Source organism: Citrobacter sp. CFNIH10, assembly GCF_002934585.1.
Taxonomy (GTDB): domain Bacteria; phylum Pseudomonadota; class Gammaproteobacteria; order Enterobacterales; family Enterobacteriaceae; genus Citrobacter_A; species Citrobacter_A amalonaticus.
Genome location: NZ_CP026216.1, coordinates 3014378 through 3032691 on the forward strand (window position 1 = coordinate 3014378; position 18314 = coordinate 3032691).

Here is an 18314-nt window from a genome sequence, read left to right on the forward strand (position 1 = left end):
ATTTTTTTCCTGTTACCCCAGTGTAGTCGTTTGCGACGAGGCGCGATCTTATTTCAGACTTGTGGCATAATACGCGGTTTGTCACATATTCTTTAGGATACGTCCGTGTTAGTTTCCAGCAACGTCACCATATAGTTTCAAAGCGGGAAATTAAGCAATGGGAGAGAGGTTTCTGTCACCCCTGCATACATTCATTGGTCAGTCTTCGTTGTTTGAAGTTTTGGTTTCATTGGGTCAATATTCTCATACTGGCTCGGTGGTTTTAGCCACCCCACTCAAGCAAGATGTCGGAAGGTTAATCAGCAAATCTGATACGCTGTTCAGCACTGATAAATTTAATTTGAATTGCTGGTTGGTTTTCTGCTATGCTGAAAGGTGAACTAAATATTCCGTAAACTTTGTTCCGCAGTATTTCTCTCCTCGAAAACATCCCCAGTGTCAGATACAAGGCGGCTTTGCGGTAACGCAAATGCTCTCGTTTTACCGTGGTTTTAGGTAGTAACTGTTTAGGGCACTGTTGCAAATAGTCGGTGGTGATAAACTTATCATCCCCTTTTGCTGATGGAGCTGCACATGAACCCATTCAAAGGCCGGCATTTTCAGCGTGACATCATTCTGTGGGCCGTACGCTGGTACTGCAAATACGGCATCAGTTACCGTGAGCTGCAGGAGATGCTGGCTGAACGCGGAGTGAATGTCGATCACTCCACGATTTACCGCTGGGTTCAGCGTTATGCGCCTGAAATGGAAAAACGGCTGCGCTGGTACTGGCGTAACCCTTCCGATCTTTGCCCGTGGCACATGGATGAAACCTACGTGAAGGTCAATGGCCGCTGGGCGTATCTGTACCGGGCCGTCGACAGCCGGGGCCGCACTGTCGATTTTTATCTCTCCTCCCGTCGTAACAGCAAAGCTGCATACCGGTTTCTGGGTAAAATCCTCAACAACGTGAAGAAGTGGCAGATCCCGCGATTCATCAACACGGATAAAGCGCCCGCCTATGGTCGCGCGCTTGCTCTGCTCAAACGCGAAGGCCGGTGCCCGTCTGACGTTGAACACCGACAGATTAAGTACCGGAACAACGTGATTGAATGCGATCATGGCAAACTGAAACGGATAATCGGCGCCACGCTGGGATTTAAATCCATGAAGACGGCTTACGCCACCATCAAAGGTATTGAGGTGATGCGTGCACTACGCAAAGGCCAGGCCTCAGCATTTTATTATGGTGATCCCCTGGGCGAAATGCGCCTGGTAAGCAGAGTTTTTGAAATGTAAGGCCTTTGAATAAGACAAAAGGCTGCCTCATCGCTAACTTTGCAACAGTGCCATTCTGTCGGGATCAGGAATACACCGCCGAGAAACTGAAAGGACACAATAACCGCAAGCGACAATGAGGAGGAAACTATCAACCAATGTTTTGGACGACGAGACCTTATCAGCTGATAAGAGAGGTAAAGTGCAGAGATGATAAAAACAATAATTAACGGTTTCATGGAGTTATATACCACGCTTAATATTTTTTGCGTAATTAGAGAGCGATTTACCCAAAAACAGGTATACGAGACAGGTGAAAAGGTAAACAAAATGGATGCTGGTGGTTTTTTGGGCTAAAGTGAAAAATTGGTTCGCCTGCCCACCAGCTAATGTGTAATTGAGTTGAACTGTTGGTTTTTCAGCATCGACATAAAAACTTCTAGTTTTCATGAAGGTTAACGGCTTGAAAAATACTTTATAACCAACTCGTGCATAAATTGTGCATGTTGTAATGGTTATTACCAACGGCACATAGAATGGAATAATTGTATTGAGCCAGCACAATAATGACCACACCAGCACTGAATCCAGTAGAAACCTGGCAATAGAGTTGGCCTGCGTTCTGCCCGCTACCACCATAATGGGTATAAATTTAACCATGAAATCCACCATAGTTATACTTGTTTACACCATCTTATAGACAGACAAATTTTCTCCGACTTTTTTTGAACGCAAAACGACCCCGAAAAACGGACATTATATGGTCAGGAATTTCGATAGTTTAAGAGAACATGGTAAATTTTTTCTATCGAAATTTGTGGAGAATTGAAATGAGCAGTGATGCCACTAAGATGGTTGAAGCCTTTGTTAAAGACCCATTAAGTTACGATAGATTTGGGCCAGAGCTTATTTCAAATCAAAAATGTGTCCTCAACATCAATGGGCATGAAATGTCAATTGATGAAGCAGTTAAGATGAGTGATATTGAAAAGTCGCTCTTAGATGAAATTTACCATCTCATAGACGCAATGACAAAAGCGGAAGTCAATTTCTCAAAGGGAAAAAAGAATCTTTTTCGTCGGATGTTCGATCATTTAACAGGTTCCGAAATCTTACGGAAAGCCCAGCTAGATATTTATAACAAAGTAGTTATGAAACTATGCGAACGGATACCTGATCATTTCAAAATGCTAACCGCTCATGCTGAAATCACGAAGGGTTTGGAGGCAATCTATGCGCAAGATATTCATCAGCTAGAGGTTTTCATAGATGTTGTTGAGTCATATCTGAAAAATAAGAACGAGTGTGACTATAGTGTCACAAGCAATGAATATATGGCAATTAACAGGCTACGGATAAGAGTTAATAACTTTCAGGGAGTTCTTGTTGGTTTAAAACTAAGTCAGGTTCAAGCACAAATGAGCTATGAAACAGCTGTCGATGTAAAAGATAGCCTTCGAGATATTAAAGATAATTTATTACCTATGTGGGAAGGGCAGGCTAAGAACATCAACGCCAGTGGTGTTTGTAGTGGTATTGATGAAGTGGCTCATGAAAAATTCAAGAAGCTGGTCAATAAATTAAATAAGAACATAAGGTGAGATAACATGAAGATCATAAATAGTATTGATATATTAGATGTCAAAGTGGCTAAGGAATTTGATAAATATGCTGTTGATGTAAGTATGGAATCATCAATAAAAGATGCAGTCAGATCTTTCCAGATTGGTGATATTGATGCCGCGCATAACTTTGGACGATTGGAGGACACTACTGATATTAATTATCTTGATAACCTCCTTCTCAGCGTCAGCTCATCATCTCAGGGCAAGAAGGGAGAGACTCTGAATGAGATTGTTGCACTGGCTCGTGAAGTCAGTAATGCAGTCGAACCAAGTTATCTTCAAAAGAAACTGTCACGGATACCGTATGTTGGGCCTTTCATAATGAAAGCCATCGGTCTTCATTTTAGTGCAATGTCAAGATTTGATTTAGTTAAAGGACAAATCGATATTTTAACCTCGGATATCGAAAGCATATCGGAGGGGTTGTTTGAAATGAATAAAAATATTGATGGAATGTATGACCAAGCTTTAACTAGTGTAAAAAATACAGGGGTTAACATTGTAGCTGCCTATTACATTCTGGAGAAGTTACAAACAGTTCAGGCTTCTATTCGTAAGGAACTAAAAAATCAGCCTGATAATACCATGCTGAGCATGGAAGCAATGAATATTGAACATCAAATCGCCCTCATAACAAAACGTCGAAATGACATGATCACGGAACAACAAAAGGCATTTGAAGACCTAAAGATGATGAAAATGATGAAGTTCAATAACCTCTCGATGGTAGACCAGTTTGAAACTATTATTAAAGTAACGATACCATCTTCTAAACGCAGCCATCTTATTATTGACCAGGCCGAAAGGAGTGATAAAAGCTCATTACTGATTCAGGCAATTGGTGATTCTGTAAATCAACAAGCCAGACGTCAAGCTTTGTTAGTAAAAGAGAGCAGTATTCGTGTAGCCAAAACAGCTAATCGTACTGTATATGATGTTGAGACAATTGATTACATATCAAACCAGATCAATGAGGCCGGTCGAGAAATTAAAAAAATCCACGACCGAGCCAAGACGCAACATACCCAGCTTGAAGCTCGCGCAGCGCAATGGAAGGAGAAGCGTTTTATGGTAGCAAAAGAACTGTCTTCCAAATAATAGTTAAATTTAGAGGATGTGCTATGGCTAGAATCAGACAAAGTAATCCATATGATGATGTTGAGAATGCTATTAGACGGAAGCGTGATAGAGCTATATATTTTACCTTAGCTATATCTCTAATCTTCGCTATTATATTTCTAATATTATGGTTTTGTATTCCATCAGACATGCCAGTAGATGAGCAAGTCAAACAGGTTTCTGACGATATATTCAACATTCTACGCTCCAATGAGTTAGTTCCTGAAAATGCTTTTGATACGATAGGATCATTTATTTCCATATATGGAAGAGTTGGTGTGGGTGTATGTATATTGATTGTAATACTAGGGGCAATTATTAATGGGAATGGTTTACAACTTGAGATAATGACAAGTTGCATAGTATTGTTTGTAGGGTTTAATTTATTTATTGCTGCATTTGGTGATGAGCCTCATAATTATAAATACAATACCGACAAAATAAGTACTGCTATGAAAACTGGAGACTTGGACTCTTTGTATGAAATCTATGGAGACAGAGGGAGTTTACTAAGAAAGTCAGTTGAAAAAGCACTTGCAGATCCTAAACCAGCTACTGCAAAAAAACTGGGAGATATCGATGGCCTGTTACTCAGAGGTGTAATAATTACTGCTGAAAAAGTATCTGATAGCAATTATAAAAATCATCTTGGAAACTTGGTTTTGTTAATGCCTGAATATAAAGAGGATAGTGTCAAAGACAAAAACACACTGTTTGATTCACAACTTTATAAAGCTATTGATTACCATATTTATGACATTGGTTACAAGTCTGGTGCGCTTGCTTCAAATCCTCTTTCTGCTTGGAAGTCGGGAAATGATCTTAAATCCAATTATATTAAATATATTATAAAAAGTACTGCTCTAATATTTTTTATACTTGCCGTAATTTTTGTGGTGATTATACTGCTGACGGTTAGAAATGGCCGTAGGCTTACTTATTTGATAGAGTCTAATATTAAATATCTGTCGAAATAAAATAAAACGCCCTGATGGAGTATATAGTAAAAACAGTGTCTATTCGCGTGTGAGTGAGTGACAGGGCTTTACATATAACGTCAGCGGCTTTCATTTCAAACGTACATACTGTGTATAATGGTATGTACGTTTTTTATTTGCGCCGAGTCCTTCGGCGGTAACCATTCATCCATGAATTTTTGTTCAGTGTTTAATTGCACCTTGTGAGTGCGACTTGTTCCAACAAGTCGGGAGAGATAGGAGTTACGTCATTGGTTTAGCAGGACGGGGATAGTTATTTGCGGCAAGTACAGAGTTGTCGCCGCATCCATGCGGCTTTGACAGTTCAGTTGTTCACTCATTGATTCACCTTCTTGATTAATTGCACTTAATTTACCACCACATTGCAACCGCTCCTTACCACGTGTTGCAAATTAATCGCACCACAACTTTCACGGAAAGTACCACTTCGTCGGATCTCGGCTTTGTGCCAAAAACGGACATTGACTTTGGCTGTTACTGAATTGCAGGTTTTAGTTAATCCACGAATAAATCTCCCAAACACCTGCACTATCCATCAACAGTATAAGCTGATTTAACGTTTAGTATTTCTTATTAAGTTTTTAACCACGGTCTTGCGGGCGCGAAACCGCTAGAGCGCTTACTTAGCGAAATGATGTACGCTTGGAAGCAATTGATTTAGCGTGGATTAAAGGTTAACTTCTTCTGAGTAAAATTCATAAAAGAAGGCAATAGTGACCTGCTCCCCGTTGATTAGTACACCCCGATGTTAGTAATGTCTTCATAAGCCACATGAGGACATCCCCATGAAGAAGCGTTTTTCCGACGAACAGATCATCAGTATTCTCCGCGAAGCCGAAGCCGAAGCTGGGGTACCCGCCCGTGAACTCTGCCGCAAGCATGCCATTTCCGATGCCACGTTTTACACCTGGCGTAAGAAGTATGGCGGTATGGAGGTGCCTGAAGTTAAGCGCCTGAAGTCGCTTGAGGAAGAGAACGCCAGACTCAAGAAGCTGCTTGCCGAAGCCATGCTGGATAAAGAGGCGCTTCAGGTGGCTCTTGGGCGAAAGTACTGACGACAGACCAGAAGCGGGAAGCCGTGATGTTGATGTGTGATGCGACCGGTCTGTCGCAACGTCGTGCCTGCAGGCTTACAGGTTTATCCCTGTCGACCTGCCGCTATGAGGCTCACCGTCCGGCTGCTGATGCGCATTTATCAGGGCGCATCACTGAGCTGGCACTGGAGCGCAGGCGTTTTGGCTACCGTCGTATTTGGCAGTTGCTGCGCCGTGAAGGGCTTCATGTTAATCATAAGCGCGTGTACCGGCTTTATCACCTCAGTGGCCTGAGCGTAAAACGCAGAAGACGTCGTAAAGGGCTGGCAACAGAACGTCTGCCGCTGCTCCGTCCGGCGGCGCCCAATCTGACCTGGTCGATGGATTTCGTCATGGACGCACTTTCCACCGGTCGCAGGATCAAGTGTCTTACCTGCGTCGATGATTTCACAAAGGAATGCCTGACGGTCACTGTTGCCTTTGGGATTTCAGGCGTTCAGGTCACGCGTATTCTGGACAGCATTGCACTGTTTCGAGGCTATCCGGCGACGATAAGAACTGACCAGGGGCCGGAGTTCACTTGCCGTGCACTGGATCAATGGGCCTTTGAGCATGGTGTTGAGTTGCGCTTAATCCAGCCGGGCAAGCCAACGCAGAACGGATTTATTGAGAGCTTTAACGGACGATTTCGCGATGAATGTTTGAATGAGCACTGGTTCAGCGATATCGTTCATGCCAGGAAAATTATTAATGACTGGCGGCAGGATTATAACGAATGCCGCCCGCACTCCACGCTGAATTATCAGACACCGTCTGAATTTGCAGCGGGCTGGAGAAAGGGTCATTCTGAGAATGAAGATTCCGACGTTACTAACTGAGTGTTGTATCTAATCGTGGGGGCAGGTCACTTGGTCGGTGCCATGACGCGACTATTTTCAGGTGATTGCTGATACAACTCACAACAGGCTTGAGCAATGTCGCTCTTTGCCGTTTCGTGGAAGTGAATAGCCCCCGTACTTAGTTTTTCAGGCACGATACCTTGATTAATGAGCTTGGAGTATTCAGGAAGGCACTGTTGCAAAGTTAGCGATGAGGCAGCCTTTTGTCTTATTCAAAGGCCTTACATTTCAAAAACTCTGCTTACCAGGCGCATTTCGCCCAGGGGATCACCATAATAAAATGCTGAGGCCTGGCCTTTGCGTAGTGCACGCATCACCTCAATACCTTTGATGGTGGCGTAAGCCGTCTTCATGGATTTAAATCCCAGCGTGGCGCCGATTATCCGTTTCAGTTTGCCATGATCGCATTCAATCACGTTGTTCCGGTACTTAATCTGTCGGTGTTCAACGTCAGACGGGCACCGGCCTTCGCGTTTGAGCAGAGCAAGCGCGCGACCATAGGCGGGCGCTTTATCCGTGTTGATGAATCGCGGGATCTGCCACTTCTTCACGTTGTTGAGGATTTTACCCAGAAACCGGTATGCAGCTTTGCTGTTACGACGGGAGGAGAGATAAAAATCGACAGTGCGGCCCCGGCTGTCGACGGCCCGGTACAGATACGCCCAGCGGCCATTGACCTTCACGTAGGTTTCATCCATGTGCCACGGGCAAAGATCGGAAGGGTTACGCCAGTACCAGCGCAGCCGTTTTTCCATTTCAGGCGCATAACGCTGAACCCAGCGGTAAATCGTGGAGTGATCGACATTCACTCCGCGTTCAGCCAGCATCTCCTGCAGCTCACGGTAACTGATGCCGTATTTGCAGTACCAGCGTACGGCCCACAGAATGATGTCACGCTGAAAATGCCGGCCTTTGAATGGGTTCATGTGCAGCTCCATCAGCAAAAGGGGATGATAAGTTTATCACCACCGACTATTTGCAACAGTGCCCGTTTGGTTTACCCTGCCAGAGAGGAAAATACGGCAATTGGGCAAACAGCGTGCCACACCTCACTGATTAGGGTGTGGTTAACACTTCATTAATTAAACAGTCATTACTCTTACTTAACTGTGTGATATACCTATTTAGGGTTTGAAACATTAGAGTTTGAAATAGGTAAGGTCTGAGCAATGACTGAGCAAACGTCCCCCGCACAACTTGATCTCGATAGCGCGGCTCAGCCCCCCAGAGTTTATATCCGGGGGGACTGGGTGTTGGCGCATTACTGCGTTTTGGAGCCGCGCGTTGCGCAATTGCGCGCTAATATGCCCAGTGGGGGGGTATTTGATCTCAACCAACTGGGGGCGTTAGATACCGCCGGTGCAACGTTGTTAGCTCTGCTTCTGGGTGAGGACCGTGTAGCAAATTTACGCGAACTTGCGCCTAAATTGCCAGAAGAGCGGAGGATATTACTTGAAACGGTAAGCCATGTATTGCCTGACTTAACCCCTGAGTTGTCTGAAAAACCCACACGGTTTTGGCTTGAGATGCTGGCTAATACCGGCCGTTCGGTAGATAACTTATGGCAAGATATTAAGTCACTATTGGGCTTTATTGGTCTGGCGCTGGAAACCTTGCTGGGAACACTTTTTCGCCCCTCCCGCTGGCGCATTACCTCATTAATTGCCAATATTCAACAGATTGGCCTCAATGCTGTGCCGATCATTATGTTGCTCACCTTTTTGGTGGGGGCAGTTATCGCCTTTCTCGGTGCAACCGTACTCACTACTTTCGGCGCGGGCATTTTTACCGTCGATTTGGTGGTATTTTCTTTTCTACGTGAATTTGCGGTACTGCTTACCGCGATCCTGATGGCAGGGCGAACAGCCAGTGCTTTTACCGCTGAAATTGGCTTGATGAAAGCCAATGAAGAGATTGATGCTATCCAAACACTGGGCTTGAATCCGGTCGAACTGTTGGTGCTACCGCGCGTCTTGGCACTATTGATCTCTCTGCCGATGCTAACCTTTATTGGCATGGTTTGCGGTATTTTCGGTGGCATGGTGGTGTGTGCCTTAACACTGGATATCTCTCCCACTATGTTTTTGTCGATTATGCAAAACAGTAATGGGTTGCAGCATTTTCTGGTGGGAATAAGTAAAGCCCCTATTTTTGCTTTCCTGATTGCTATTATTGGCTGTCTGGAGGGGTTCAAAGTAACCGGTAGTGCTGAATCAGTCGGGGTTCATACCACCACCAGTGTGGTGCATTCGATCTTTGTGGTGATTTTGCTTGATGCCGTGGCAGCGCTATTTTTCATGGAAATGGGGTGGTGAGCCAAATGACGCAAGATGCAATCATTCAAATTCGCGATCTGGTTAACTGCTTTGGCGTACAGTGCGTGCATCAAGGGTTGAATCTTGATGTTAAGCGCGGCGAAGTTCTTGGCGTGGTTGGTGGCTCGGGTACCGGTAAATCTGTTCTGTTACGCAGTATTGTTGGGTTACGTCGTCCGACTGACGGGAAAATTCATGTTTTTGGCAAGGATTTAATGGCACTGTCAGGTCAATCCCGCGCCATGGTCGAGCGCCGATTCGGCGTATTATTTCAACGAGGCGCACTGTTCAGTTCTCTAACCGTGACCGAGAACGTGGCATTACCATTAATAGAAAACGCCGGATTACCCCGGTCTGAGGCTGAGCGATTGGCTCAGGTTAAACTGGCACTGGCTGGGCTACCGCCGGGCACTGGCAGTAAGTATCCAGCATCTCTGTCGGGTGGTATGGTCAAGCGTGTTGCGCTAGCCCGTGCCTTAGCACTGGACCCGGATATTCTGTTTCTTGATGAACCGACTGCGGGTCTTGATCCCATTGGTGCGGCGGCGTTTGACAGTTTGATCCGCACCCTGCGGGATGCCCTCAATCTAACGGTATTCTTGGTGACCCACGATCTGGATACGCTGTATACACTGTGTGATCGTGTGGCGGTGCTTTCGCAGAAAAAAGTGCTGGTGGTTGATACTCTGGATAAAGTTGCAGCGACTGATGATGGCTGGATTCAGGCGTATTTTCATGGCCCACGTGGCCGGGCTGCTTATCAGGCAGCGGCAATTAACAGTGGAGAGAGGTTGTAATATGGAAACCCGTGCTCATCATGTCGTTATTGGTTTGTTCACTCTTATTGTGGTGAGTGCCGCGCTGCTGTTTTGCCTATGGCTGACAAATTCCGGTTCTGATCGCCAGTTCAGATTGTACGATATCGTTTTCAATGAGCCTGTGAGTGGCCTGTCACAGGGTAGCACCGTTCAGTACAGCGGGATTCGAGTCGGTGAGGTGACGCAATTACGCCTGGACCGAGACAATCCGAATAAGGTTTGGGCACGTATTCGCGTTTCTGCATCTACTCCGATACGCGAAGATACCCAAGCTCGTCTCACCGTCGCGGGTATTACCGGCACCTCAAATATTCAATTCAGCAGTGGCAGCCAGACCAGCCCGTTGCTGGAGGGCAAAGATGACGAGGTTCCTATCATTATTGCTACCCCTTCGCCGATGAGCCAGTTACTGGCTAACGGTGAGAATTTCATGACCAATGCGAATGAAGTGTTGGTGCGTTTGAACCAGTTGCTGGCACCGGATAACCAGCAGCGCCTAGTAACGACACTGGATAATCTCGCGCTGGTCACCCAAACTGTGGCTGATCAACGTGGTGATCTCCGTACCCTGTTGCAGCAGTTGGCGCAGGCCAGTAAACAGGCTAATGAGACACTGACTCAAACCAATCGCCTGCTGCGTAATGCTAACGGCTTAATGGATGGGCAGGGGAAACAACTGGTCAGTGATGCCGCCAAAACCATGGCATCGTTGCAAAATACCAGTACCATCCTCAATAAATTGGTGAGTGAAAATAAAACCTCACTCAATAACGGGATGCAAGGGATGAATGAGCTGGGGCCGGCAGTAGATGAGCTGCGCAGAACATTAGCGACATTACGTGCCGCCGTTTCTCGTTTGGAAGAAAACCCAGCGGCCTTGTTGCGCGGCCGTGAAAGAACACAGGAGTTTACGCCTTAATGCTCTCTTTTAATGTGATGCGCTATGCAGGCCGCCGCGTGTGGCTATTGATGATATCCGGGGGGGCGATACTGCTCTCTGCCTGCACCATTTTACCTTCGGCCCCTGTATCACAAGTTTATCTTCTGCCGGTGCCACCTGCAGTCAGTGTGCCACACGCGCAGACAGTAAACTGGTCATTACGGGTTTCACAACCGGCGACGAACCAGTTTCTTAATAGCTCACGCATAGCGGTGCAGCCTCAGGGCCAGGAGATTGCGGTTTATAAAAACTCCCGTTGGAGTGATTCGGCGCCGATTTTGGTGCGCAATCGTCTTATTCAGGCGTTCCGTAGCGATGGGCGAATCCGTGCAGTCAGTAGCGACGATGATAGCTTGCAGGCTGATGTGGAGTTGAGTGGTGATCTGTCCGCGTTCCAAGGGGTATACCATGTTGGTAGCAGCGAAGTGCTGATCCGTTTTGATGCTCGGCTGGTAAGAATTTCAGATCGTAGGATTATTGCGACTCGCCAGTTTGACATTCGCCAACCGATAAAAGGTAACGAGATGAACGAGGTGGTTCAGGCCTTTGGCCTGGCCAGTGACCAGTTAGCCACTCAAGTGCTCAACTGGACGATGCAGCAATCCCCTGCGCAGGGTTGATATCTAAACCAGCACCGGTTGGTTTTATCTGAGGCGAGTTGGCAGTAGCTAACTCGCCTTTTTTGGTGATGCTGCCAACTTACTGATTTAGTGTATGATGGTGTTTTTGAGGTGCTCCAGTGGCTTCTGTTTCTATCAGCTGTCCCTCCTGTTCAGCTACTGACGGGGTGGTGCGTAACGGCAAAAGCACCGCCGGACATCAGCGCTATCTCTGCTCTCACTGCCGTAAAACATGGCAACTGCAGTTCACTTACACCGCTTCTCAACCCGGTACGCACCAGAAAATCATTGATATGGCCATGAATGGCGTTGGATGCCGGGCAACCGCCCGCATTATGGGCGTTGGCCTCAACACGATTTTCCGCCATTTAAAAAACTCAGGCCGCAGTCGGTAACCTCGCGCATACAGCCGGGCAGTGACGTCATCGTCTGCGCGGAAATGGACGAACAGTGGGGATACGTCGGGGCTAAATCGCGCCAGCGCTGGCTGTTTTACGCGTATGACAGGCTCCGGAAGACGGTTGTGGCGCACGTATTCGGTGAACGCACTCTGGCCACACTGGAGCGTCTTCTGAGCCTGCTGTCGGCCTTTGAGGTCGTGGTATGGATGACGGATGGCTGGCCGCTGTATGAATCCCGCCTGAAGGGAAAGCTGCACGTTATCAGCAAGCGTTACACTCAGCGCATTGAGCGACATAACCTGAATCTGAGACAACATCTGGCAAGGCTGGGACGGAAGTCACTGTCGTTCTCAAAATCGGTGGAGCTGCATGACAAGGTCATCGGGCATTATCTGAACATAAAACACTATCATTAAGTTGGAGTCATTACCCGCTATCTGGCTATTATTGTTCCCTTACTTACGTTGCTCTCTGCCTGTAGTAGCAAACCGACACCTCCTGTTGCTGCCGAGCCCTCGGCGGGCCTGATACAGAGCGGTTTCTTGCTTGAGCCGCAACATGTGGGGCATTTGCAAAACGGTGATTTTGCTTATAACGCCGACACTGCCCGATTTGTTGACAAAATGGTGCGTGAACACGGTTTTGAGCCTCAACAACTGCATGATGTATTGGCCCAAACTAAAAAACTGGATTTTGTTATCCGCTTGATGGATAAACAAGCACCATCGGCAGGCCGCCCTTCCGGCCCTAATGGTGCGTGGAACGGCACTGTTGCAAATAGTCGGTGGTGATAAACTTATCATCCCCTTTTGCTGATGGAGCTGCACATGAACCCATTCAAAGGCCGGCATTTTCAGCGTGACATCATTCTGTGGGCCGTACGCTGGTACTGCAAATACGGCATCAGTTACCGTGAGCTGCAGGAGATGCTGGCTGAACGCGGAGTGAATGTCGATCACTCCACGATTTACCGCTGGGTTCAGCGTTATGCGCCTGAAATGGAAAAACGGCTGCGCTGGTACTGGCGTAACCCTTCCGATCTTTGCCCGTGGCACATGGATGAAACCTACGTGAAGGTCAATGGCCGCTGGGCGTATCTGTACCGGGCCGTCGACAGCCGGGGCCGCACTGTCGATTTTTATCTCTCCTCCCGTCGTAACAGCAAAGCTGCATACCGGTTTCTGGGTAAAATCCTCAACAACGTGAAGAAGTGGCAGATCCCGCGATTCATCAACACGGATAAAGCGCCCGCCTATGGTCGCGCGCTTGCTCTGCTCAAACGCGAAGGCCGGTGCCCGTCTGACGTTGAACACCGACAGATTAAGTACCGGAACAACGTGATTGAATGCGATCATGGCAAACTGAAACGGATAATCGGCGCCACGCTGGGATTTAAATCCATGAAGACGGCTTACGCCACCATCAAAGGTATTGAGGTGATGCGTGCACTACGCAAAGGCCAGGCCTCAGCATTTTATTATGGTGATCCCCTGGGCGAAATGCGCCTGGTAAGCAGAGTTTTTGAAATGTAAGGCCTTTGAATAAGACAAAAGGCTGCCTCATCGCTAACTTTGCAACAGTGCCGACCAGATAAAAACGGTCTTTCATGAAACACTCCAGAGGATGATGGCAGGAAAATAGCCCGGCGCGGCGGATACCGACACCGGGGAGGAGGGGTTAGCTTTCGATTTTGCTGACGTTTACGGTGTCATCGTCGTTACGCTTTACACCCAGCATGGTATCGCCATCGACTTCGATAATGCCGTCAAAGTAGTCGGTCATTTCGTCATAGCTGACTTCATCAAGGTCATCCAGCCGGTAGGAAGAGCCATCCGGCAGAACAAACTGACCATCCAGCGTGGCAAGGTCATACGCCAGCGGGGTAACCGTGAAGTAATACTCATCGGTGAACCAGACCGCGCCAACCACCAGTGGGTGAGAAATGTGGAATTCGACGGTGTTATAGCCCTGCGCTGCGATTGCATCCAGCAAATCAATGAAGCCGGGCATCGTATCGCCATCCCAGCCATCAGCCGATAAGGAAGGCTTGAGGTTATCCCAGTCGCTCAGACTGAAAAACACTGTGCCCTCACCGTCATCGCTGATATGGGATGAAATGTACGTCGCGCTTGCTTTTGAAGCCATTGCAAACAGGAAGTCCTCATCGAGCACGTGTTTGAGGGAGGTTTTAAAAACCTTGTCAGTGCCTGCTGCCGGGATAATCGCTAACATGAAACACCTCAGTGGTTGTGTTGGTCTGTTTTTATTATCGAACGACTGAGTCTGCTGACGAAGGAAAAAAGGGGACAAAAAGAGGCTGTTTTCTCAATAAAATCAGAAAGATTGTGACGGCCCGAATTCAGATGAAACGGGCGCAGACGGGGGGTTATTTGCTGGCGGATTCGGCTTCGTAAATGACTTCGTCGGCCCAGTCTCGATCAAATCCCGGCATCACCGGTAATGCTGCAACGACATCGGTAGGGAGGGCATCAATATAATCGCGCATGGCTTTTGCCACTTCCAGCAGTTCATTTTGCTTCATCATTTTCTCGCTCATTATCTCTGTCAGAAACCATCCAGCAGGAAGTCCACCGCACTTTTGATAGTGTGCCGGAACGGAGATGCGTCCATGACCGCCTGACCGAGCTGCTTCACGCGGACTGAAGCCATTTCATGCGTCATCAGGATAACGTCATTCCCTTCCACCTGTATGACCGGAGTTAATCGCGCAACCGGGGCCGAGGCTCCTTTTTTAAGCCGATGAAGGGGGATCACCAGGCGGGTATTTAACTCGCCAATGATGTCGCTCTGTATATCCAGCAGGTAAGGGTATGCCTGGCTGTTGCCGGGATTGCGGTAAACGGTATATTGCATTATCAGAACGTCCTGTATTCGTCAGACAGTAACCCATGCTCTTCAGTGATGCGGTTCAACTCCTGAATACCAGCACGATTCTGTCGTTTCCATTCTTCCGCTGCACTGGCCTTCAGTTTGCTCTGAAGCGCTTCTGCCAGCGTGGCGGACAAGTTAATCCCAGCGTCTTTTGCCTGCTGTACGAGCATTGGCTCAAGGGTGACACTGACGGTTTTTTTCTGGCGAGCAGCTGTAGCCTGCATGTGTCCTCCAATAAAAAAGCACGTGTCGATTACACGTGCTTTAAGTATGCGCCCATTTTATCCCACCAGCAAATTTGTTTGCCTCCGAGAGAGTCTACTGCGTCAGTTCAGCAGGTCAGATGGCCTAGACCGCAGAGGCTACGTTTTTCCAATCATGATAAGCAACACACGCCTGTTTGGCAGGTTGGCTGCAACTTTAGCTGCTTTATCAATGCTTTGTGCTGTATACACTACCCCTCTTTCTTTCAGGTTCTCCGCGTTCTGACGCAGCGTTTCCTCTGAAAAGCTGGACGACTCATCAATGCCAACTGGGCCGGGCTTTGCACCGCGCAAACTGAATGGCACAGGGCCATGCCAATCATTCTTTACCAGTAACAGTCGGGCATCAATGATCCGTCCTGGTAGCGTTCTTTCGATGAGGTAACTTTTTCCGGTTCCAGTGCTGCCAATCAGGCAAACGGTGTAACCGAAACGCAATGCCCATCGAATGATTAGAGCCCAATACCGCGCCCGGAACGCGGAAATGACAGGCATTTCACCTGGTCTAAATACCGCTGCGAAAAGACATGAATAGCTATATTTCTCAGCGTTACAATCTTTCATAAAACTTTATCCAGTGATGTGTTTTTGGGGAATTTTCTGCCCGCCCAGCAGGTAGCTGGTGTATCTGAAGTACATAACATCTTGTAGTTGCCTCTGACTATCTCTCTGGATATAGACTTATCAAATTCATTTCTATCCATATCAAATAGCCAGTAGAACCCATCAGCATAGATAATTGTGGTTCGATTGGGATCCGAAGCTACGACGCGAGCATCCGTAATCAAATTCTCCTCATAGCGCAAAGGCGAAGCGGAGAAAAAGAATATTATTAATACGAACCAACTCCCTATGAAACACGGTAAAACATGTTTTTTGCAATCCTTTAAACCATCTTTGTTGCCTTTCATTTTGTAGTCATAAAGACCAAGCAAAAAAAGTAAGAAAGAAAAAGCAAACCCCAGAAAAACGTGAGTATAAAACTGATGGATGCCGTCACTCCATGTAATACTGATACTTCCAGCATTTGTTCTTTTTGTTGTTATTTCTAATACGGAAATGAAAATGGCTGTTAACTGACTAAAACAAAATATTTTTATGCTTAATTCAGACTTAAACGCTTTGTTATATACTAATACAATCACAAAAAGTATTACGATTACAAAAGCTGTAATCATAAACTCACTCATCATCATGAGCACACTGTTATTAATACTGTAATTTATGTTCATCATCACTCCTTAATTTCACAACTTTTCATCATTTTATTTGAGAATTGACAGGCTTATCGAGTAGGGGGTTTAGCGTCCTTGAATATGTTCGCTCGTGTGGCGCTCACTAGACACCAGATAACAGAAGAAAGCAGAGCAAGCATTGCGTAAACCATTCGGAAGTTTGAATCCCACTTCGCGGTTACTATTGATTCATCGACCGCCTCGCGAACGCAGGGAGATTCGATAAGTGTCGGGGGAGTCGTGGATTGTGGCTCTTCGGTACATACCATTAGTTTGCCGACCGGAGCACCATCAATGACAGCCCTGGCTGCACTAACCAGATGCGCTGAAGGTGAACCTGAATAGTTCATGCAGATGAACGTGATAAATAAAGCAATCGCCGGGCCGGAGACCAGAGTGAAGAATGCGAAGCTGCGGCAGGCCGTAGTATGGCGATGCAAATTAGCGAGAAATGTCATCATGATTTGTCACTCTGGGTTTTAGTCGTATCCGACTCGGTGTCACATCGCTGGAAAGCTACTTGAGGAGGAATTTGATCAACCCCGGTAAAGCAATATTTCAGGGATAGTTGCTTTTTTCCCTCATCCAGTCCAACAAAAAAGATATCGACCGGATCTTCATGAAGTAGCTCTTTTGAGAGCCGGTTGTAGGCCATCCAGCTCCCAACCATATCGACCATTGGCTTAAATTTATCAGTTGCGTTATCTGTAGGTTTAAATGGAATTACACGGAAAACATTCCATCGTGAGCAACGAACCAGCAATTGAGCATCACTCTGAAAGACGTCCAGATCAGTGTTATTTGTCAGGACTTTACACAGCGACTTGAGATCGTTACCCCTGACCTCCAGTTGGCTGAAGCTTCTATAATACTTTTCACATCCAGTTAAGTGCTGAGCGTAGCACTGCTTCAACAGTGTTGTGTCGTTACTGGCCTGCAATTGAGTATCTTTCGCCACATAGGCATCACTGATAAGAAAATCGGGATAGAGGTGTCCCTCCCATAGCAGTTTCTCGGCGATAGCGCCCCCCAGCACCACCACCAATAAGATAAAAAAAATTGGGAACGTCTTACCCAGAGGTATTTTCATAAATCTCACCAGTCGTTAATTTGAGGTAAATTTGCTTTCCAGATTCAGAATGCATTTTTCATGTGCATACATGACGGCGGAATCATGGCCGTAATAGAGTTCGCCATTTTCACGCTGCCACTCACGCGCTTTTCGGGTACGGAATGCTTCTGACATATGTTTTCCACACAACTCACATGGCCCGAAAAAGTCGCTGCTGCGGCCTGTTGATTTTGTGAGTCTGACGATATTGCCTGTAGGTCTACCCATACTGCCCCCTGTGCTGCTGGCATTGACCGGCTGTCTGCCGTGCTAAATGAGTGGTTATTTATCCGCGTCATCATCGGATTCTTTCGGCACGAGTTTTGTATAGCTAAATGTCATATCAGAGGGACGGATCCCATAGCGCCACGGCTTTCTGCGGTAGTTAACTGCCTCGCTTACCATCCAGCAGATAAGAGCGATACCCGCCACTATCAGGTAGCCTTTGAGCAACAGCGAGTCCCATTGTTTAATGGCATCATCGGCATTCACCACGTGTCGCTGGCATTCTGAGGAGCGGAACGCGGCAAACACTGATTTCTCTTCAGGGCAAACCATGACCGAGGTGCTGGTGGCATTTCCAACCAGACTACGGGCCTGATCGAGGAAGACCTTGGATGGTGAACTGGTAAGAACTGTGCAGAACAGAATGAGCAGTAACGCAACTGCCGGAGCAGTGACAAACGAGAAAATGAATGCCTGCCCGGATTTCCATAAAACGTCGCTGATGTAAAATTTCATGTCGGTGTTTCCTCTTATCGGTATTCAGGCCCAGAGCAGCCCGGGG

The 18314-nt window shown here is 46.9% G+C and carries 23 protein-coding genes and 1 pseudogene; 12 read left to right on the forward strand and 12 right to left on the reverse strand.

Features of this window, described 5'->3' with window-relative positions; genetic code table 11:
• Positions 1-295: 295 nt before the first annotated feature.
• Positions 296-583: a hypothetical protein gene (locus tag C2U53_RS17965; protein WP_104446208.1), complete on the reverse strand. Its 288-nt coding sequence runs from the start codon at positions 581-583 to the stop codon at positions 296-298.
• Here C2U53_RS17965 and C2U53_RS17970 point away from each other — a divergent pair.
• Complete coding sequence (locus C2U53_RS17970; protein WP_001067855.1) at positions 574-1278, forward strand: IS6-like element IS26 family transposase; 705 nt, start codon at positions 574-576, stop codon at positions 1276-1278. The genes C2U53_RS17965 and C2U53_RS17970 overlap by 10 nt on opposite strands.
• A gap of 222 nt (positions 1279-1500) precedes the next feature.
• Here C2U53_RS17970 and C2U53_RS17980 read toward each other — a convergent pair whose 3' ends face one another.
• Positions 1501-1917, reverse strand: coding sequence for a hypothetical protein (locus C2U53_RS17980; RefSeq protein ID WP_016241597.1), 417 nt, complete (start codon positions 1915-1917; stop codon positions 1501-1503).
• A gap of 170 nt (positions 1918-2087) precedes the next feature.
• Between C2U53_RS17980 and C2U53_RS17985 the strand changes: the two genes are divergently transcribed.
• The 4 genes from C2U53_RS17985 to C2U53_RS18000 all read left to right on the forward strand — a co-directional run bounded on the left by C2U53_RS17985 (position 2088) and on the right by C2U53_RS18000 (position 6911).
• Positions 2088-2858 carry a hypothetical protein gene (locus C2U53_RS17985; protein WP_016241598.1) on the forward strand — a complete coding sequence of 257 codons (771 nt, stop codon included), beginning with the start codon at positions 2088-2090 and terminating at the stop codon, positions 2856-2858.
• A 6-nt stretch (positions 2859-2864) separates the two neighbouring features.
• Positions 2865-3980 carry a toxic anion resistance protein gene (locus C2U53_RS17990; RefSeq protein ID WP_016241599.1) on the forward strand — a complete coding sequence of 372 codons (1116 nt, stop codon included), beginning with the start codon at positions 2865-2867 and terminating at the stop codon, positions 3978-3980.
• 23 nt (positions 3981-4003) lie between these two features.
• Positions 4004-4978, forward strand: coding sequence for a hypothetical protein (locus C2U53_RS17995; protein WP_016241600.1), 975 nt, complete (start codon positions 4004-4006; stop codon positions 4976-4978).
• A gap of 806 nt (positions 4979-5784) precedes the next feature.
• A protein-coding gene (locus C2U53_RS18000) for an IS3-like element ISSen4 family transposase (RefSeq protein ID WP_085954994.1) occupies positions 5785-6911 on the forward strand; the annotation gives its coding sequence in 2 pieces (ribosomal slippage) (positions 5785-6049 and positions 6049-6911; 1128 coding nt in all).
• A 242-nt stretch (positions 6912-7153) separates the two neighbouring features.
• Here the strand turns inward: C2U53_RS18000 and C2U53_RS18010 are convergent.
• The gene (locus C2U53_RS18010; RefSeq protein ID WP_001067855.1) at positions 7154-7858 is read right to left on the reverse strand and encodes an IS6-like element IS26 family transposase; all 705 of its coding nucleotides are present in this window, start codon (positions 7856-7858) and stop codon (positions 7154-7156) included.
• Between the two features lie 243 nt (positions 7859-8101).
• Between C2U53_RS18010 and C2U53_RS18015 the strand changes: the two genes are divergently transcribed.
• The 7 genes and pseudogenes from C2U53_RS18015 (at position 8102) to C2U53_RS18050 (ending at position 13558) form a co-directional block, all read left to right on the forward strand.
• Positions 8102-9247 carry an ABC transporter permease gene (locus tag C2U53_RS18015; protein WP_001325018.1) on the forward strand — a complete coding sequence of 382 codons (1146 nt, stop codon included), beginning with the start codon at positions 8102-8104 and terminating at the stop codon, positions 9245-9247.
• A 5-nt stretch (positions 9248-9252) separates the two neighbouring features.
• On the forward strand, positions 9253-10044 hold the full coding sequence (locus tag C2U53_RS18020) for an ABC transporter ATP-binding protein (RefSeq protein WP_001325019.1): 792 nt from the start codon (positions 9253-9255) through the stop codon (positions 10042-10044).
• Between the two features lies 1 nt (position 10045).
• Positions 10046-10984, forward strand: coding sequence for an MlaD family protein (locus C2U53_RS18025; protein ID WP_000449980.1), 939 nt, complete (start codon positions 10046-10048; stop codon positions 10982-10984).
• Positions 10984-11625 (forward strand): ABC-type transport auxiliary lipoprotein family protein, encoded by a 642-nt coding sequence (locus C2U53_RS18030; RefSeq protein ID WP_000948259.1) that lies wholly within the window; start codon positions 10984-10986, stop codon positions 11623-11625. Before C2U53_RS18025 ends, C2U53_RS18030 begins: the two co-directional genes overlap by 1 nt.
• A 119-nt stretch (positions 11626-11744) precedes the next feature.
• Positions 11745-12442, forward strand: a protein-coding gene (locus C2U53_RS18040; RefSeq protein ID WP_223335778.1) for an IS1 family transposase whose coding sequence is annotated in 2 segments (ribosomal slippage) — positions 11745-11994 and positions 11994-12442 — 699 coding nt in all. Because the reading frame shifts where the segments join, the coding sequence is not laid out codon by codon here.
• Between the two features lie 9 nt (positions 12443-12451).
• Positions 12452-12790: pseudogene (locus C2U53_RS18045) on the forward strand (murein transglycosylase B); the annotation flags it as partial.
• 63 nt (positions 12791-12853) lie between these two features.
• Positions 12854-13558 (forward strand): IS6-like element IS26 family transposase, encoded by a 705-nt coding sequence (locus tag C2U53_RS18050; protein ID WP_001067855.1) that lies wholly within the window; start codon positions 12854-12856, stop codon positions 13556-13558.
• Between the two features lie 145 nt (positions 13559-13703).
• On the opposite strand, the gene C2U53_RS18060 is transcribed toward C2U53_RS18050, so the two are convergent.
• The 9 genes from C2U53_RS18060 to C2U53_RS18090 all read right to left on the reverse strand — a co-directional run bounded on the left by C2U53_RS18060 (position 13704) and on the right by C2U53_RS18090 (position 18268).
• Positions 13704-14258 (reverse strand): hypothetical protein, encoded by a 555-nt coding sequence (locus C2U53_RS18060; protein ID WP_007372288.1) that lies wholly within the window; start codon positions 14256-14258, stop codon positions 13704-13706.
• Between the two features lie 154 nt (positions 14259-14412).
• The gene (locus tag C2U53_RS29955; RefSeq protein ID WP_016241558.1) at positions 14413-14571 is read right to left on the reverse strand and encodes a hypothetical protein; all 159 of its coding nucleotides are present in this window, start codon (positions 14569-14571) and stop codon (positions 14413-14415) included.
• Positions 14572-14591: 20 nt separating this feature from the next.
• On the reverse strand, positions 14592-14900 hold the full coding sequence (locus tag C2U53_RS18065) for a CcdB family protein (RefSeq protein ID WP_007372286.1): 309 nt from the start codon (positions 14898-14900) through the stop codon (positions 14592-14594).
• 2 nt (positions 14901-14902) lie between these two features.
• Positions 14903-15142 (reverse strand): type II toxin-antitoxin system CcdA family antitoxin, encoded by a 240-nt coding sequence (locus C2U53_RS18070; RefSeq protein ID WP_007372285.1) that lies wholly within the window; start codon positions 15140-15142, stop codon positions 14903-14905.
• 138 nt (positions 15143-15280) lie between these two features.
• A complete protein-coding gene (locus tag C2U53_RS30105; protein WP_008786596.1) occupies positions 15281-15745 on the reverse strand; it encodes a hypothetical protein in 465 nt (154 codons plus the stop codon).
• Positions 15742-16416, reverse strand: coding sequence for a hypothetical protein (locus C2U53_RS18080; protein ID WP_008786597.1), 675 nt, complete (start codon positions 16414-16416; stop codon positions 15742-15744). Before C2U53_RS18080 ends, C2U53_RS30105 begins: the two co-directional genes overlap by 4 nt.
• 457 nt (positions 16417-16873) lie before the next feature.
• The gene (locus C2U53_RS18085) at positions 16874-17506 is read right to left on the reverse strand and encodes a hypothetical protein (protein WP_007372282.1); all 633 of its coding nucleotides are present in this window, start codon (positions 17504-17506) and stop codon (positions 16874-16876) included.
• 15 nt (positions 17507-17521) lie between these two features.
• A complete protein-coding gene (locus C2U53_RS29960) occupies positions 17522-17662 on the reverse strand; it encodes a hypothetical protein (RefSeq protein WP_007372281.1) in 141 nt (46 codons plus the stop codon).
• Between the two features lie 147 nt (positions 17663-17809).
• Positions 17810-18268 carry a hypothetical protein gene (locus tag C2U53_RS18090; RefSeq protein ID WP_035942286.1) on the reverse strand — a complete coding sequence of 153 codons (459 nt, stop codon included), beginning with the start codon at positions 18266-18268 and terminating at the stop codon, positions 17810-17812.
• Positions 18269-18314: the final 46 nt, after the last annotated feature.

Bases quoted from the DNA above. Each gene is read 5' to 3' on its own strand.
- C2U53_RS18090 (WP_035942286.1), bottom strand. From the start codon at position 18,268: ATGAAATTTTACATCAGCGACGTTTTATGGAAATCCGGGCAGGCATTC.
- C2U53_RS18025 (WP_000449980.1), top strand. From the start codon at position 10,046: ATGGAAACCCGTGCTCATCATGTCGTTATTGGTTTGTTCACTCTTATT.
- C2U53_RS18020 (WP_001325019.1), top strand. From the start codon at position 9,253: ATGACGCAAGATGCAATCATTCAAATTCGCGATCTGGTTAACTGCTTT.
- C2U53_RS18060 (WP_007372288.1), bottom strand. From the start codon at position 14,258: ATGTTAGCGATTATCCCGGCAGCAGGCACTGACAAGGTTTTTAAAACC.
- C2U53_RS17980 (WP_016241597.1), bottom strand. From the start codon at position 1,917: ATGGTTAAATTTATACCCATTATGGTGGTAGCGGGCAGAACGCAGGCC.
- C2U53_RS17990 (WP_016241599.1), top strand. From the start codon at position 2,865: ATGAAGATCATAAATAGTATTGATATATTAGATGTCAAAGTGGCTAAG.
- C2U53_RS18085 (WP_007372282.1), bottom strand. From the start codon at position 17,506: ATGAAAATACCTCTGGGTAAGACGTTCCCAATTTTTTTTATCTTATTG.
- C2U53_RS17985 (WP_016241598.1), top strand. From the start codon at position 2,088: ATGAGCAGTGATGCCACTAAGATGGTTGAAGCCTTTGTTAAAGACCCA.
- C2U53_RS17970 (WP_001067855.1), top strand. From the start codon at position 574: ATGAACCCATTCAAAGGCCGGCATTTTCAGCGTGACATCATTCTGTGG.
- C2U53_RS18050 (WP_001067855.1), top strand. From the start codon at position 12,854: ATGAACCCATTCAAAGGCCGGCATTTTCAGCGTGACATCATTCTGTGG.
- C2U53_RS18070 (WP_007372285.1), bottom strand. From the start codon at position 15,142: ATGCAGGCTACAGCTGCTCGCCAGAAAAAAACCGTCAGTGTCACCCTT.
- C2U53_RS30105 (WP_008786596.1), bottom strand. From the start codon at position 15,745: ATGAAAGATTGTAACGCTGAGAAATATAGCTATTCATGTCTTTTCGCA.
- C2U53_RS29955 (WP_016241558.1), bottom strand. From the start codon at position 14,571: ATGATGAAGCAAAATGAACTGCTGGAAGTGGCAAAAGCCATGCGCGAT.
- C2U53_RS18015 (WP_001325018.1), top strand. From the start codon at position 8,102: ATGACTGAGCAAACGTCCCCCGCACAACTTGATCTCGATAGCGCGGCT.
- C2U53_RS17965 (WP_104446208.1), bottom strand. From the start codon at position 583: ATGGGTTCATGTGCAGCTCCATCAGCAAAAGGGGATGATAAGTTTATC.
- C2U53_RS29960 (WP_007372281.1), bottom strand. From the start codon at position 17,662: ATGTCAGAAGCATTCCGTACCCGAAAAGCGCGTGAGTGGCAGCGTGAA.
- C2U53_RS18010 (WP_001067855.1), bottom strand. From the start codon at position 7,858: ATGAACCCATTCAAAGGCCGGCATTTTCAGCGTGACATCATTCTGTGG.
- C2U53_RS18080 (WP_008786597.1), bottom strand. From the start codon at position 16,416: ATGATGAACATAAATTACAGTATTAATAACAGTGTGCTCATGATGATG.
- C2U53_RS18065 (WP_007372286.1), bottom strand. From the start codon at position 14,900: ATGCAATATACCGTTTACCGCAATCCCGGCAACAGCCAGGCATACCCT.
- C2U53_RS18030 (WP_000948259.1), top strand. From the start codon at position 10,984: ATGCTCTCTTTTAATGTGATGCGCTATGCAGGCCGCCGCGTGTGGCTA.
- C2U53_RS17995 (WP_016241600.1), top strand. From the start codon at position 4,004: ATGGCTAGAATCAGACAAAGTAATCCATATGATGATGTTGAGAATGCT.